Source organism: Intestinimonas sp. MSJ-38, from assembly GCF_018917925.1.
Taxonomy (GTDB): domain Bacteria; phylum Bacillota; class Clostridia; order Oscillospirales; family Butyricicoccaceae; genus Pseudobutyricicoccus.
Genome location: NZ_JAHLPO010000018.1, coordinates 32407 through 49409, shown reverse-complemented (window position 1 = coordinate 49409; position 17003 = coordinate 32407). Strand labels below are relative to the sequence as shown.

The following is a 17003-nucleotide window of genomic DNA, read 5'->3' as shown; positions in this document are numbered from 1 at the left end:
ATACCATCCGCTCGATCTTCCGCAGCAGGTGGGTTTCTGGAATCAGTGACTCTATATCTACGAAAAGCATTGCCATTTGTCTGCTTTGGTGTCCCATCATGCTGCATCCCTCCTATAACTATTTTGCCACAGAAAGGATCTGCGCGCCACTTTGTCAACAGGTCCCTTATTGTACATTATCTCTTTGCGTTCTATCGTATTTGCAGCTCGCACCCCGATAGAAAAAGGGAACAATATGGGCAAGGTCCGGCAAGACCTTCACGGGCAATTTCCTGGGATCTCTGCTGTTTTCAACCCCAGGGCAGCCCAGCCGTTTTTGCTGGCCAGTGCGGTGTGTCTCATTATTTGCCCCGGATAGCATCGATGCGAAGCGGTGCTGCCAACGCCGCTCTGTCACCCTGTGGAATCGCTCACCGGAGATAAGATCATCTCCGGGTCATGGCGCACAGGATGCAAACGCTCCGCTATCCGGGTCGTTACCCATATTGCTGGTATGTACTTTTCAAGGAGCCGTGAGGAGAACAAAAATTCAATCCCCTCACTCTCCCTCCCGGATAAGCGTAGGATGGATAAAGAAAAAGCCATTTTTTATTCCTTGTTATGCAGATTCGTTCACAGTAAAATAATGACGCAAGCGTCGCTACTTTACTGTGAAAATCACCTGCATGACTTGATATTTTTTACTATATGTGGTATACTCTATAAGAAAGTAGCGACGCAAGCGTCGCAAGTGTGAGGTGAGACGAATGGTAAAACGGGATTCTTATTTACAACGGCTGGTTCGCAATATGTGGAATGGCGAGGTCAAGGTGATTACAGGGATCCGTAGATGCGGAAAATCCGTGCTGCTTTTTGATCTGTTCTACGAATATCTGCTTTCCAAAGGCGTGCCGGAAAATCATATTCTGAAACTTGAGTTGGACCAGCGGCGGTATTATAAATTCAGGAATCCGATCACCCTCTGCGAATATGTAGAAGAAATTGTAGGGACAGATGAAAACGAAAAATGGTATCTGTTCATCGATGAGGTGCAACTTACCGCCAAAGTTGTCGACAGAGAAAATGGCAATATCGAAGTTTCGATCTACGATATGCTCAATGAACTGAAAGCCTATAAAAATTTGGATGTGTATGTGACAGGCAGCAATTCCAAGGGGCTGTCAAAAGATATTGCCACCGAATTCCGGGGACGCGCCACCCAGATCCATGTGTTTCCATTGTCCTTTGCGGAATTCTTTTCCTATGCGGGCGGAGATGAGCGTAAAGCACTGGATACCTATATGCTTTATGGCGGTATGCCGCGGCTGCTGGCTCTGAAAGATGAAAAAGACAAAAAGGACTACCTGACATCGCTGTACAGCGAACTGTATGTCAAAGACATCGTAGAACGAAATGGTATTGAGCGTGAGGATATCCTGAACGATATTCTGGATTTTTTGGCCTCACAAATCAGTTCTCTTACGAACCCTTCCAATATTGCTAATGCATTGTCCAGCATGAAAAATGAAAAAATCGGCGTTACACTGGTTTCCAACTATGTGCAGCACATCATTGATTCTTTTTTGATCTCTATGGCAAAGCGATACGATGTCAAAGGGAAAACCTACTTCAGATATCCCAATAAATACTATTACACGGATGTCGGACTTCGTAACGCAAGGCTGAACTATCGACAATATGACCCCGGGCATATCATGGAAAATATCATCTACAACGAACTCCTCCGCCGAGGGTATTCTGTCGATGTGGGTGTTGTTACGGATCGGACAGGCGGCGGCAACACTCAGAAAGAGATTGATTTCATTGTCAACGACGCAGATAAGAAGGTTTATATTCAATCTGCATTCCGCATGGACTCCGACAAAAAGGAAACCTCTGAACTTACCTCTCTGCTGCTGACGAAAGATTTCTTCAAAAAAGTTATCATACGCATGGATATCCCTCATAACTTTTATGATGACAACGGCATCTTCCATTGCAATCTGATTGACTTTCTGCTTGACCGCGTTGCACTATTCTAAGATAGTCATTTCAAAAAGGGCCAGACGAAGCACAAAGCTTTGTCTGGCCCTTTTCCTTATGGATCCGCAGCCTCAGACGACCACATTACGCACAGATCTTACCACGCAGTTTTTCCAGCAGTTTATCTCTGCGATAGAGGATCGTGCGATGGTACGCACCAAGCTGTCTGGCGTATTCCCGCGCAGAGAGGCAGTCAAAGTATAGAGCCTGCAAAAGCTGCCGCTCTGCGGTGTTCAAACTGGCAAGTGCATCTGCCAGTCTTTTCAGCTGCTGCTCAGTTTGACGGATACCTTCCTGCCCGAGCATCGTTTCCTCGGCGCTGGGGGACATCTCCACACCAAGTTTTTCCAAAGTCACCTCATCCTCCAGAAGCTTCTCCAAAGAGAGGTTCTTTCCCGGTTCCACTTCCTCCCGCACATAGCGCTCCCGGCGGTCTGCCTGGGAATAGGCCTGGTACACTTCTTCCGCTACCTCAATATCACGCCCATCTACCGTGATAATGTATGCGAGAACTTCGCCGTTTTCGTCTTTGATTCGTTTGTAATTTCGGCTTTCCTGCCATTTTTGCATGGTTCATGACTCCAATCTCAGAATTTTTTAAAATCTGAGACCGGGTCATGGATATTTTGCGATGTAGCTTTGCCAGTGTCTGTGCATGGAGCCCTTTCCGTTTTTCAGCCATGGGGAAAGGACGCAAAAAAAGGAGCCTTACACATAGCTAAAAAGCTACTTGTAAGGCTCCTAACGCAGTGCTCCCGTGTTGGGGGCAAGTGGCTGGTGCGCTTGGCGAAGTCAGATCATGATTTACAGTATTGCGTTTTCATTATGCCCTGACCGCTTTGACAGGCGGCACGGAGGCTTGGGGATTCACAGTGCGGTGCAGAATAACAATTCCAATCTGCTCCCCGCACTTTGGGCATTTTGAGATAAGATCTGCGTGATCGTTGGGCTGCATCGGAAACAGCTGATATTGAGCAGGGTTTGTACGCGCCGGAATATCCGCGACACGCCCCTTTGCGCAGAGTGGACAACGAAGAATATTATGTTTTTCTTTTCCCATAGTACCTCGATTTCTTTCTGTGTTCTCTTTTTCCTGTGTTCTCTTTTTCGAGAACACTACCTTAAAAATTTTTTGAAGCTTTCACAACAGATTATGCTCCTCCAACCGAATGCGCATGGCCTGCCTGGAAACCTGAAAAACCGCTGCCATGTCAGCGACCAATTGCTGGGGATTTCGCCCGGTGTGAAGCTCATAAAAGCAGCGCTTTACCTGGGGAAGCGGCAGAAGTAAAATCGCTCCTAACAGATTTGCCTGCACTTCCAGTGTGTTGCTCTGTGCGGAACTGCGATTGCCAGCAGACAACATGGCGGCGCTTTCTCCCGTTCCTCTGCAGGATCCAGTGTGCCAATTCGTGAGCGCAGGTAAATCGCAGGCGGCCCGTGGATGCATCTTCACTGCACAGGGAACTGTCGATCAGGATCCGCTTTTACGGGAATCAGGGTATATTCACATTTTTCCAAATCATAGACAGCTGCCAACCCATCATCGAAAATCGTCTCGCCCAGTATGCACCCGGTTTTCCGCAAACACTGGTATTCTAAAGAAACACCCTGTGCCTCAATGATATTTTCAATGGGGATCATGCTGGGGCTGCCGTAGTAGAGTTTCGGATCATAGGCCGTAATGATATCCCGGGCGATCCGCTCCAGCATCTGTTCTCTATAGTACGGTGTTCTCATGCTTCGCTACCCTTGTCCTCTCCGGAATTTTTCATGCGTCGATTGATCTGGTCAATGAAATCCTGCCATTCCTGATCCGTGGCGTCTGCTTCCTTCGCCGTCCGAAGCGCCGCCCGAACGATCTCCCGATCCATGATATAATTGGGAAGATCCGCAGATACCCGATTATGCTGGGACTTTGCAGCCAGATCCAGCAGCCGTTCCTGATCCGCTTTATCCAATTGCAGGATCTCGGCCAACCGATCCAGGTACTCATGCGTCGGCGCGGCTCTGCGGCTGTTTTCAATATTGCTCATGTAAACAGGCGAGAGTTCCAGCTTTGCTGCTAACCCCCGCAGTGTTAGTCCACAGGCACGGCGTTTCTCACGAACAAAGCCGCCAAAGGTTTCTTCCAATGTCTTTCCCTCCTTCCGGTGTTCTCTTTCTTGAAAACAATTTCAGTATAACAGATGCTTGTCCGATATACAAGATAGCAAAAGCGAGGTGTCCCCGATTGGGAACACCTCGCTTTTTATGATCCTAAAACAGTTTTCTAAAGAACGATTCGACAGGAACTGACAAAATATCATGTTACAATAAATTTAGAACTGACTACTTGGCAAATTTCTGCACGCAGTATAGCAAAAAATTTTCGTAAAGTCCGTCATTTTACGAAGGTTTTTTCCTCGTTATTAGTATAACATGCCGGTTTTGAATGTCAATCATATCTTTCAATCCCGATAAAAAATGTTTGTTCCTGTACCATGCAAGTCAGTTTTATCACGATAATAGCAACAAGAAAGACAAACGGATGGATGCACAACCCAAAAGTTTTCGGCATCTGCCGTCAATAAACTGGTCAAAAGGAGATTTCACCATGGCAAGGAAAGGGGAAAATATTTATAAACGGCGCGATGGGCGCTGGGAGGGACGCTATATCTATGAGCGCAAGCCAGACGGACAGGCGAAATACCGCTCCGTCTACGGCAAAACCTACACAGAAGTTCGAGCGAGTTTACAGCAAAAGAAAATGGAACAAACAATCCCTCGGCAACGCTGCCCGATGACGGTAAAAGAGCTTTTTGAGCAATGGCTGTATAAAAAGCAGCAAGAAATAAAACCATCCAGCTATCATCGTTATGCTGCCCTTACCCAGCGGCATATTATCCCGGAATTGGGGGCGCTGCGCGTCAGCAGTCTGACAGCGGAAACGCTGAATGCATTCATTGTACAAAAACTGCGTACCGGCAAGTTGGATGGCCGGGGTGGTTTGGCGCCGAAATCCGTCAATGATTTGGTAGCATTGTGCAAATCCGCGCTGCGTCTGGCACATCAGAGATATGCGATTGCGGACAGCGGCATCTGGGAGGTCAAGCCCCCGGCTGTCCGACAAAGAACGGTAGAAACGCTGGGGGAACAGGAAACCGCCCGGCTTTCCCGTGCGGTACTGACCAAGCCGGATCTTTCCGGCGCGGCCTATTTGCTCTGTTTGAATACCGGCCTGCGTTTGGGAGAGCTTTGCGGCCTGAAATGGTCGGATTTTAACTTTGATGAGGGTTTTTTACAGGTCAACCGCACGGTGCTTCGGCTCAAAGTGGGAAGCCGGACGCAGCTGGCGGTGCAAACGCCAAAAAGCGAGGCTTCCGAACGGACAATTCCTTTGACGGCGGAACTGATCCATTTATTTACCCGACTGCGCGGGGCAGCGCCTGCGGACGCCTATGTACTCACGCGGCAGGCAGATTTGCCCATGGAGCCGCGGACGATGCAATACCGGTTCCACAGTTTTCTGAAAAAGCACCAGCTTCGGGATCATCATTTTCACACGCTGCGCCACACCTTTGCCACACGCTGTGTTGAGCAGGGCGCCGACGCCAAAACTCTGAGTGAAATTCTGGGACACTCCAGCGTCAAAACCACGCTGCAAATCTATGTGCATCCAAGCATGGAGCAAAAGCGGCGCTTCCTGTGCGCCGTCAGCACGATTTCCTCTATAGGGATCGGCGAGTCAAAAGAAAATCTGCCGTCAAAAATCTGGTCTGCAGGAGCGTAAGAGCAAGGCGTGTTCTACTTTGCCACGGTTCTTTCAGAGAGTGACGGACTTTACGAAAAACAAACCGCCTCTGCTGCCAATAGTATGGCAGGGCGGCAAGCAGCTTATACCATTTATAATTTCATATCACATCCGGCTTTTGTGGTGAATGCGCGACCCGTTCCGGTTTTCCGGTTCGGGCACGCATCCTTGTTTGCTTAAACAAGGGAATCAGGTGAAATTCCTGGACATGTTTCGCGGTCTGCTGACCCGAGCGAAAGCTTTGATCACGCGCGATTCTATAGCTGTGAGTGTGGAGCATACCCGTTTTCTGCAAAAGCAGGTCACTGGCGGTCGTAATGGCTTAGCTGGGAAGGCGGCGGATATGCGTTGGCGATAGCAGCCAGCTGCCGTCTGAACACATCAGTCAGAAGACCTACTAAGGGCTTACCCCCGGTATTCCGGGGCTGCCCTGATAAAAAATGCCAGATGTAAGAGAGGCGCACTGCGGCACTTCTCTTGCACCTTTCCGATGGAAACGGAAGCGGATACAGAACCTGTATTCGCTTTTTTCTTTTTCGGAAACAAAGACGGGCGTATGCGAAATATGTCTGTCTTTTTATTTTTATATCGTGGATTTCCTGTGGCTCCCCGAGAGCTGAACAAGGGAAGCCGGTGCAACTCCGGCACAGACGCGCTGCTGTAAATGCGGCGCTGCGGCACAGACCATTGCTTTTTGCGAGAAGGCGCCGCGGCGGCGATCCGCATGAGTCAGAAGACCTACAGGAAAGCATTTGAAATCTACCGGACGCGACCCTCTGTACGATCTCACAATTTCACGGGCGCAGTGCGCCCAAATGAAGGAGGTCGTTCTGTGGCGGATGAGCGCTTTCATGGAGACCGCTGGCTCCAAAAACAGGTGGAACAGCGAATCCGCAGAGAGTTGCGGGAATTGCAAAAAGAAGGCACTGCCCCCACTGGCAGCTTGGAAAGCCTGCGTGGAACACAGTTTTATAAGGATTTGTTCCGGAAGCATGCCCGGCTGTTCCGGGAGGAACGGGCAGCAAAATTCCAGGCGCACAAAGTCTGGCTGGAGGAAGACCTGCGCGCCCGCACGGCGCGGGACGCGGAGTGGGGTGAAAGCCACAGCGCGGACACGGACGAGCAGCTTTTGGAATATGTCCGTCAATGTTCGGACGGGCAGAAAAAGTCCCCCTTGGAGCGAGAGGTCCTCGGCGGGATCTACATCCGGGAGCGCTTTGGCAGCTGGCCGTTGGTGCTGCACTTGGCCGGACTGCCGCTGCGAAATAATATGAAGCTCAGTCCCAAAACTCTGAAAAACTATCTGCAAAGGCAGCAGGTCTGCGCAGCAAAATTCGATTGATACGGGAGTTTCCCGTTTTCCATATGGCGACTCGCGCCGACAATTGAATAGCCACATCGGGAGAAGATACCGGCTTCGGGGAAGTATGCGATGACAGGAGCGTGCCAAGAAGCAGGAAAACGCGGTCACCGTCGCGGCGGACGGGAGTGCAGGAACCGGTACCGAAGCGTGGCGCAAGCGCAAATTCCCTATCATCCCTACTATTTTTGGCGATGCGTCAAATCCGGCTCAGCTTGTAGCAGGCGGGACACGCCATGCTCCGACCCGTTCCCTGCGGAGGACGGGCGCAGCGTGGAGCGTTCGGCCTGTGGTTCCGGAGGCAGATGCAAAGCCAAGGAACAAGTTCCGCAGCAGTCCGCGTCAGATTTCCCGGACGCGAAACTGCATCACAGGGAAAATTTCAAAACAGAAGGAGAAAACAGCATGAAGAAAGCTTCACGCAAGCTGCTGTCTATGCTGCTGGCGCTGGTCATGGTCGTTTCCGTGATGAGCGTGAGCGCACTGGCGGTAGAAGGCAGTTATGAACTGACGACATACGGCGAAGATGTGGCTGGTCTTTCGATCACAGGCGCATCCGTCCTCAGCAGTTCTGTGGAGGTCACTTCCGTGACCTTGAACAACGGGAAAATCAACTATACCTACACCTATAACATCGTTCTCTCCGGCGCTACCGCAGCGGACGCAACGGTAACAGCCAATTTCGTGAAGGCTGATACCGCAGCGGAACGCTGCGTCATTTCCAATGTTCCCTCCATCCAGCAGCCCGGGTTTGTCGCGTCTGCTGCAAGCCTGACTTTCCCCATTGCGCTGACGGATGGCGTTGGAACCAGAAGAGCCTATGTACACCACGATGTGGTCAATGCATGGGGCTATCTGGATTCCTATGTGTTTAACTACACGGTAAGCACCTACAAGAACCCCATTAAGACCCATGGTATGACCCTGCGGTTCGGCGATCCCGCGTATCCCAACACGGAGCCGGAGTGCTACATGAGCTTTGAGGGCAGTGGGGACACCTACACGGCCACCTACATGGGTTCCAAGGAGAATTATTATCCCGATGTCCTGACCATGCAGGCCGATGGTGCTACCAAGCTGACTGCCAGCGGCGATGTCTCTTTCGCCACCTACAATGCTGACGGCGATAAAACTTCTTACACCACCATCACCCCGACGATCAACGGTTCTGCTATCTATACGGTGGAGCTGGGCACCAACGGCGGTAATGTGACCCTCACCGGTCCTTCCGGTACCACCACCGTGCGCTTCTTGGCTCCCAAGCAGGCTGTGGCAGCTGGCGGCACTGCTCCTACCTATGTCAACGGCTACCTGCCCATCGGCCAGTATGCCAGCGGTCAGGCCTGGGGCAGCATTTATTCTGACGGTGCCCAGTACAGCCGTTCTACTGTGACCAAGGGTTCCACCACCAAGATCACCAGCGGCATGGCCTCCACGGGCATTTCTCTGGGTGCTCCCGGCGGCTATGTCCAGTTTGAGTTCGAGGATGCCGTGCAGAACGATCCCAACAACAAGTACGGCATCGACTTTGTGATCTACGGCAACCCCTTCGTGGGCAACCCCGAAGCCGCTTCCGTGCAGGTCTCCAGCAACGGCGAAGACTGGTACGAGCTGGCCGGTTCCCGTTATTACAATGACGAGACCATTCACAACGCCACGCTGACCTACACCAAGAAGAGCGACGGTGTTTACTACTCCATCAATGGCGGAGCCGAGACGCGGTTCAAGGCCGCAACGGCCTGGTGGCCCGAGGCTGAGGATGAGGGCTACATGGATGTAGCCGGTGTGGGTACGCCCTTCCAGGGCAGCCTCGCGGCTTCCAATGTGACCCGCGGTACCGATGCTTCCGGCAATCCCACCATCACCTACTCCGGTCTGAACCTGGTAAAGGACAGCGACACCACCGATGATTACCTGTTCGGCTATGCGGATGTCCGCATCACCGGCAGCACCACCGATGGCACGGCCTGCAATCCCTACGCCAGCGTTCCCTCTACCGGCACCCGCAGCGATGTGGGCGGCGACGGCTTTGATATCTCTTGGGCGGTCAACGGGAACGGCGAGCCGGTGCCTCTGACCAGCATCAAGTATGTCCGGGTCTACACCTCCGCGGCGCTGGACCCCAACAACCTGACCGCACTGCCCACCCCCGGCATCTTTGGCGAGACCTCTGCTGAAGTCTGCGGCGTGTTTGTGGCAAAGGAGAGCGGTAGCGGCGCTGCCGTTGCTCCGACTATCACAATTGACAATATGAGTCTGGACGAATTGGTCAATGATTGGGATGTCAATGTAACCACTACTTCTGTCTCTGATAAACAGCAAATCATCACTATTTCTGGGTTGGGTTCTGTGTGCGGTGATGAATTTGCTGTGCAAGCCTCTGGCGGAACTTATGTTTATATGAATGGTGCCGCAACGGCTTCTTCGACTGTTCCTCTCACAACTGATGACACGCTGGTGCAAATTATTAACCAGAGTGGAACTGCCGAAGCTTTTGTCACACTCCTGAAACTCTCTGCATAATGGCCATGGTAAAAGTAGATGGATGGAAAGGGGAGCGGCATAAGCCGCTCCCCTCAGTTATTGCAAGGAAATTTGTTCACAATTTTCTCAGCTTAGCCTTGGCTGTCGTTTTACTATTAGGATTGTTCCCAACGACAGTATTTGCCGCTAACGACACTATTGAATTTGATGCAAATGGTGTGACAAGCGACTATAGTGAAAAATATACGGACACATTAACGCTTGGCAGTGGCGAAAGCCAAATTACCGTCTCTACAACATATATAATATCGCTTGCTGATGACAACTTCAGTATGAAAAACAACACTGGTGCTCCTATTTCTACTAAAGTAGGCTTGTATAATTACACTGGTGTATTGCAAGCAAAAGCAAAAACTTTTGCTAAAAACGGTAAACGAACTGCTCAAGAAATCACAGATTGGGGACAAGGTTTTTCCTTTGAGGATTCTTCCATCTTAACAGGAATAGGGTATCCGAAAGAGAAACTTAGCACGCAGACAGAAAAGTACTATTTCTTCTATTTCAAAAATGCTGGCACAGCCAGCAAGCCAACCAACATGGGGTATGCTATTCTCATTGAAGTTACCCCGGATGGCTCTTTACCAGACGCTCCCTTAACAGATGATGAAAAGAAACCTCTTTCCTCCTTGCTGGCAACAGTTACTGGTGAACATGAATCAGACTGGTATCAGGAAAATGATCGTTTCAACGGCAACTCGTCTGATACCATCACAGACCACAACAGTGGCTTCTGGAAGAAGTTCACAGCAACAAACGGCCCGCGGGAGCAAGCTCAAAAAATCCTCGACTCTGCAACCACTGTAGACGCGATTAACACGGCTGCTACAGACCTTAAGACAGAAATCGCCAAACTGATCCCCACCACCCAGGTCAACGCCACGGAACTGTACGAGCGTTTGTCCAAGCTCCAAAAGACGGACAAGGGCTATAACATGGTTCCCAACGGGGCGAACAGCTACACGGACCTGGAACAGGTCAATTACCCGGAAGCGGACTGGACACGCATGGAGACCGCGCTGACCCATGCCCAGGAGCTGCTGGCGGCGCTGTACAATAAGGACGGAACCCCCACCGATCGGAACTGGGGTCCCGCCCGCAAGGGCGACAAGCCAGAGAACGCCATCACCAATGAAGATCTGGCGGGCGCGCTGACCGGCATCTATGATGCCTGCGCATCCATGCGCACCAACAGCGAGCTGGACGCGGTTCAGACCGCCCGGCAGCTGGCCGCCAAGGTGGATCAGGCATTCCCGGCAGAAGCCCAGGGGAACTACACCGACGCCAGCTGGAACGCCTTTACGGCAGCACGGGAGGAAGCCCACCGGCTGATGGCGCAGTACCCCAACGGCGACAGCATCCCCTCCGGCGCGGCCGCAAGAAGCTTCCGCCTTGCCATGGCCCGGTACTACTCCGCGGCCTATGGTCTGACGGAAAACGGTGAGATCACCGTTCATGTCACAGTGACCGATAACTTCGGCGCACTGTATCCCAAGTACGCCCTGACCAACAGCGCCACCGCCCTCTTTGACGGGGATGTAACGCTGGCAGACGGCGCCCACAGCTTTAACGACCTGAGCAGCGCCGCCCGGTTCGACTGGTCCGCGGAGGGCAGCGGCAACGGAAGCATCGCCCCGCTGGCCATGGTCTATGTGAACGGCCAGCTGGTTGCCGGCGGCATTCCGAAGTCAGAGTTTGGTTTTGACAGCCAGGATCGGTACGGCGAGTCCACCGTTTGGGGAATCGCCCTACTGGATTCCAAGATCCGCCAGCTGCGTGACGAAGATCAGGTCACCCTCGTGCGCTGCCTGTCTCCGGAGGATTCCTACTATGTCTGGGGCACCTACGCGACCCTGGACACCTTCCGGGACTATATCCAGCTGCTCCGCTTCACCACGGACAGCGCGCAGCTGAACGCCCAGGAGGGCAAGCCCTTTACCGTCCATGTGGAGCGCGCTCTGGCCACTTTTGAGGACTACAGCAACACCTGGAGCGCCACCAAGGCCAAGCAGATCGTGGCTTACGGTCCCCAGAACGAGGACGGCAGCTACCCCGCAGCGCCTGTTCTCACCGGCTTCTATACGGATGAGAACGGCAATGCCGATGTGACCTTGTACGCCGCCGGTAAGTATGTACTGACGGCGGTGGACACCACCGCGGCGGTGCGGGGCGAGACCTTCCCCAACCTGCCCGGCGGCGCGCGCATGGAAGTGACTGTTGGCACCCTGAGCAGCGACGAGATGGAACAGCAGCGGCAGAGTATGCTCCGCACGCTGGATGCCCTCCTTGCCCGCTGCAGCAAGGACGCCATGGACTTCCAGGCAAGCTACTACGATTACGACGAGAGCGGCAAAGTGGTTCAGATCACCATTAACCCCTGGACGGTTTCCCAGGAAGCCTACGCCACCGCAAAGACGGCCATCGCCAAAGCGGACACGCTGCAGGCCATGAACGACGCCCTGCTGCAGGCGCAGAAAGTGATTGAAAACGCCATCCAGCGAGCGGACACCGCAAACCAGAAAGCCGTTTCTCAGTACCGCAGCAAGGCGCGGGTCTGCCCGACGCTGGAGGAAGTGCAGGCAGGCAAGGTCATTACCGGCGATCTGGATAACATCCTGAATCTGATCAACGCCTATTACGATCTGACCGCCTACCAGACGGAAAACCTCCTGACCGCCAATGAACAGGCCCAGTACAACGCGCTGGTGGATGTCTACGGAAAGCACAACAGGGGCGAGCTGAAACTGGAACAGCGCACCACCTATTCCATCAAGCTGGAGTATGTGGGGCTGCAGCCGGAGGACATGACAAACCCCGTGCTTCTCGGCAACAGTCAGGACGCCTATGGCAAGTGGCCCATCTATTTCCAGAATGGCACCCGCACGGAAGAGGTAGCGCCCGGCGAGTATTTCAAAATGCTCTCTCTTACCCAAGACGGGACCTCGCTGAATGACCAGGCCTATGAGCTCTACGACATCCAAATCGTGGGCGCGGACGGCGAATCCGGCATCAGCAACGGCTATCCCAACGCCTGGCCGAAGCCGGGTGGATCTTCTGTCTGGTTCGAGAAGCAAATCGAGATCAACCGGATGCCCCACAACGATGTGACCATCAGACTGTTCGTCCGTTCCAAGACGGCGGATCTGGAGGGTGTGCGCAGCGCTGCGGCAAGCGATCTGGCCAAAGCCTATCAGGGGTATGTGAAGTCTCAGTATTCCTCCACGAATTGGCAGGAGCTGAGCAGCGCATACCAGATCGGCGTGAACGCCATTCAGGCGGCGGAAACCAGCGAGGCGATCCTGCAGGCCAAGGAGACGGCAATTGCCGCCATGGCCGCAGTGAAAACGCTGAAGCAGGATAGCTCCGGCTCCACCACCGTTGGCGACTACGGCACCGTCCATGTGATCATGGAGAACACCACCTGCCCCAAGCAGCCGTTCTACGGCGAGGCAGGAATCCTGAGCACGGATGTGGCGCTGAATGAAAGCGACACGATGATGACGGTGATCCTTAACGCCCTGACAAAAGAGGGCTACGACTGGACCGGCACCGGCGGCAGCGGGGGCAACAAAAACGACCTGACCATTACCTATCTGGCCTCTATCAGTAAGGATGGCAAAACGCTGGGTGAATTTACCGGCAGCGCCAAGTCCGGCTGGATGGGCACTCTGAACAACTGGTTTACCAATGAGGGCTTCCAGTCCTTCTCGGTAAAGGCCAAGGACCGCAACTACCGTCTGGCGGACGGCGACCAGATTCACATCATGTACACGGATGATCTGGGCGCAGACCTGGGCGGCACCTGGGGCAATAGCGACACCAGCCTGAAAACCCTGACCGTCAACGGCGGTACGCTGTCTCCCAACTTTGCCTCCGGAACCCTCAGCTATGTGCTGACGCCCGGTTCCGGCAGCATCAGCATGGTTCCCGTGGCGGCCAACAAAAACTACCAGATGCGGATCTATCTCAACGAGAAGTCTGGCGAAAACTGGTACCGTCAGGACGAGACGATCCCCGCCAAGGTGGGCGATATCATTTACATCGGCGTTGGTGAGCGCTCCTGGCCCAGCATGAATAATCAGGGCACGGAGGCCATCGAATACACCGGTACCTGGTACACCATCAAGGTGACGGACAGCTCCAGTGCGGACAGTGTGATCCAGATGATCAAGAATATCCCCATGGTCACCTATTCCAATTACAAGGATCTGGCGGATCAGGTTGCACTGGCCCGCACAGCCTATGACGGACTGTCCTCTGACGCCAAGGCGAAAGTCACCAACAGCGATAAGCTGACGGCGGCGGAAGCGGCGGTCAAGAAGTTCCAGGAGATCGACAAGGTGAAATCCATGCTGGCGGCGCTGCCCAACAGCGACAAGGCAACGGATGCCCAGGTCCTAGCGGCCAAGAACGACATCGAGGCCACGGATAAAGCCTATAGGGCGCTCAGCGATGAGCAAAAGGGCTACATCACCATTGGCGATTACAAGAACTACAACGCTCTGGTGGAACGGCTGTCCAAGCTGACCCACACCTCCGCGGGCACTATCAGCAAGAACCCCAACGAGGAAGCGGCCGGCGAGGTCATCGGCCTGATCTCTGCCATTGGCACGGTCACCAAGGACAGCGGCGATCAAATCAAGGCTGCGCGCAGCGCCTATGACAAGCTGACGGATGCCCAGAAGAAGCTGGTCGGCAACTATAATGTGCTGACCGAAGCGGAAGCGGCATTCGCCAAGCTGAACACCGGACTTCCCTTCGCCGATATCAAAGCGAGCGATTATTACTGCGACGCGGTGAAGTGGGCGGTGGAGCAGGGCATCACCAACGGCACTACGGATACAACCTTTAGTCCCAACGAAGGCTGCACCCGCGGCCAGATGGTGACTTTCCTCTGGCGTGCTGCCGGTTCTCCGGAGCCGACGGGAAAGACCAATCCGTTTACCGATGTAAAGGCCGATGCCTATTACTACAAGGCACTGCTGTGGGCCATCGAGAACGGCATTACTATGGGCACCACGGATACCACCTTCAGCCCGGATGAGGTCTGCGCCCGCGGCCAGATGGCGGCATTCCTGTATCGGAGCGCCAAGTCCCCGGCTGTGACGGGAAGCACATCTTTCACCGATGTGGAGACGGATGCCTACTACAGAGATGCCGTTGCCTGGGCCTTCCAGCAGGGCATCACCAAGGGTGCTACCGACACGACCTTCGCGCCGGATGAGACCTGCACCCGCGGTCAGATGGTGACCTTCCTGTATCGCTATCTGGCAAAGTGATCCGGCCTGATTTGCAGGCAAGTTCCCCGATTCGCGTAGCCGTCCGGGAAGCGCTGCGGCGCTTCCCGGACATTCCCGCCGCATAGCACATTCCCACAGAAAAAGCGCTGCGGGAACGGAGGTATGCCCTCCTTTCCCGCGGCAGCTTGTCCAAATCCAATCAAACTCCAGCATATATCAAGCACAAAGAACAACCTTTCCCCCTATGGGGCTTCCCTTTGAAAATGATGTATCTCTGCCGTAATAGGAGAGATATTTTAGTACATATCGGATATTTTAGTACATATCGATAGAAATTCAGTGTTGAGGAATGGATATGGAGGGCGTAATATGTACCAACTGAAAAAACAAAGTCTGAGTCTCCTGCTGGTTCTGGTGCTTGCACTGGGGCTTTCCGTCAACGCCTTTGCCGCCGTATCGGACGATACGCTGGCAAAGGCCGTCACGGACACCGCGCAGTATATGTACCAGACGGTGCAAAGCCCCCAGGTCGGCTCTATCGGCGGCGAGTGGGCGGTGATCGGCCTGGCCAGATCTGGCTATGCCGTCCCGAACAGCTATTATCAGAACTACTATGCCACGGTGGAAAAGTATGTCACCGCCTGCAAAGGCGTGCTCCACGAAAAAAAGTACACGGAGTACAGCCGCCTGATCGTGGCCCTTTCTTCCATCGGCAAGGACGCCCGGAATGTGGCGGGCTATGACCTGACCAAAGCCCTGGGCGACTATGATAAGACCATCTGGCAGGGCCTGAACGGTCCCATCTGGGCGCTGATCGCGCTGGACAGCCGCAATTATCCCATGCCCAAGAACCCGGAGGCCAAGACCCAGGCCACCCGGCAGATGTATGTAGACCACATTTTGGCCTGCCAGCTTCCGGACGGCGGCTGGAGCCTGTTCGGCGGCACCTCTGCCGCCTCCTCCGGAGACAACACCTCCGACCCGGATATCACCGGTATGACGCTGCAGGCGCTGGCCAAATATCAGGATCAGCCCGCGGTGAAACAAGCCTGCGAAAAGGCGCTGGATTGTATGTCCAAAAAGCAGAGCGCCGACGGCGGCTTTGCTTCCTGGGGCACGGCCAACTCCGAAAGCTGCGTGCAGATGATTGTGGCGCTGTGTGAACTGGGCATTTCCCTGGATGATGCCCGGTTTGTGAAAAACGGCAAGACCATGCTGGATAACCTGATGACCTTCCACCTCCCCGGCAAGGGCTTCCTGCACACCCAGGACGGCTCCGGCAGCAACCAGATGGCCAGTGAGCAGGGCTTCTATGGCCTGGTTGCCGTGCAGCGCGCCCGCCAAGGCAAGAATAGCCTGTACCGCATGGGAGACGCCATCACCGTCCCGGATAGCAGCAACGGCTCGGACAACACCAAGGGCCTGCCCGGAAAAGACCCCGCCGTCAAGGTGATGCCGGTTGTCTCTCCCGGCAAGACCTTTGATGATATCTCCGGCGTTCATGCCCACAAGAACCAGCCTGCCATTGAGGCCATGGCTGTCCGAGGCATCATCAACGGCAAAACAGAGACGCGCTTTGACCCGGACGCCAACATGACGCGCGCGGAATTTGCCGCCATCGTGGTGCGCGGTCTGGGCCTGCCGCTGCAAACTACTTCCAATTTCACAGATGTTAAATCCTCCGATTGGTTTGCCTCTTATGTCGGCACTGCTTATACCTACAAAATCGTCAACGGCACCAGTGCCACCACCTTTAACCCCAATGGCACCATCACCCGGCAGGAGGCCGCCGCCATGGTGGCCCGGGCGGCCAAGCTCTGCGGCATGGATACCGCAGTGGATAACGCCGCGATGCGGGATACCCTGGCACAGTTCGGGGACTATGTGACTACCGGCGCATGGGCGCGGGAAAGCCTTGCATTCTGCTACCAGAACGGGATTCTGGACGACTCGGATCTGAACATCCAGCCGAAGGTGGCCATCAAGCGCTGCGAGGTCGCACAGATGCTCTATAACCTGCTGGCAAAGTCCAATCTTCTGTAAAGGA

The 17003-nt window shown here is 53.9% G+C and carries 8 protein-coding genes, 1 pseudogene and 2 riboswitches; of the genes and pseudogenes, 6 read left to right on the top strand and 3 right to left on the bottom strand.

The window, feature by feature from the left end; translation table 11 throughout:
• The first annotated feature begins 746 nt into the window (after positions 1-746).
• Positions 747-2021: an ATP-binding protein gene (locus KQI26_RS11285; RefSeq protein ID WP_216504493.1), complete on the top strand. Its 1275-nt coding sequence runs from the start codon at positions 747-749 to the stop codon at positions 2019-2021.
• An 85-nt stretch (positions 2022-2106) separates the two neighbouring features.
• On the opposite strand, the gene KQI26_RS11280 is transcribed toward KQI26_RS11285, so the two are convergent.
• The 3 genes and pseudogenes from KQI26_RS11280 to KQI26_RS11270 all read right to left on the bottom strand — a co-directional run bounded on the left by KQI26_RS11280 (position 2107) and on the right by KQI26_RS11270 (position 4157).
• Positions 2107-2592: an RNA polymerase subunit sigma-70 gene (locus KQI26_RS11280; protein ID WP_216504492.1), complete on the bottom strand. Its 486-nt coding sequence runs from the start codon at positions 2590-2592 to the stop codon at positions 2107-2109.
• A gap of 571 nt (positions 2593-3163) precedes the next feature.
• Positions 3164-3762, bottom strand: a pseudogene (locus KQI26_RS11275) (ImmA/IrrE family metallo-endopeptidase).
• A complete protein-coding gene (locus KQI26_RS11270; RefSeq protein WP_216504491.1) occupies positions 3759-4157 on the bottom strand; it encodes a helix-turn-helix domain-containing protein in 399 nt (132 codons plus the stop codon). The pseudogene KQI26_RS11275 and the gene KQI26_RS11270 overlap by 4 nt, the downstream one beginning before the upstream one ends.
• A gap of 461 nt (positions 4158-4618) precedes the next feature.
• Here KQI26_RS11270 and KQI26_RS11265 point away from each other — a divergent pair, with 461 nt between their 5' ends.
• From KQI26_RS11265 to KQI26_RS11245, 5 genes are all read left to right on the top strand, one after another.
• Entirely contained in the window at positions 4619-5794 is a 1176-nt protein-coding gene (locus KQI26_RS11265) for a site-specific integrase (RefSeq protein ID WP_216504490.1), read from the top strand.
• A gap of 172 nt (positions 5795-5966) precedes the next feature.
• Positions 5967-6232: riboswitch (cobalamin riboswitch) on the top strand.
• Between the two features lie 165 nt (positions 6233-6397).
• Positions 6398-6576: riboswitch (cobalamin riboswitch) on the top strand.
• Entirely contained in the window at positions 6540-7157 is a 618-nt protein-coding gene (locus tag KQI26_RS11260) for a homing endonuclease associated repeat-containing protein (protein WP_216504489.1), read from the top strand. Its footprint overlaps the riboswitch before it by 37 nt.
• Before the next feature lie 423 nt (positions 7158-7580).
• Positions 7581-9698 (top strand): hypothetical protein, encoded by a 2118-nt coding sequence (locus tag KQI26_RS11255; RefSeq protein WP_216504488.1) that lies wholly within the window; start codon positions 7581-7583, stop codon positions 9696-9698.
• Positions 9699-10255: 557 nt separating this feature from the next.
• Positions 10256-14995, top strand: coding sequence for an S-layer homology domain-containing protein (locus KQI26_RS11250; RefSeq protein WP_216504487.1), 4740 nt, complete (start codon positions 10256-10258; stop codon positions 14993-14995).
• 330 nt (positions 14996-15325) lie between these two features.
• Positions 15326-16999, top strand: a complete 1674-nt coding sequence (locus KQI26_RS11245; RefSeq protein ID WP_216504486.1) for an S-layer homology domain-containing protein — start codon at positions 15326-15328, stop codon at positions 16997-16999.
• Positions 17000-17003: the final 4 nt, after the last annotated feature.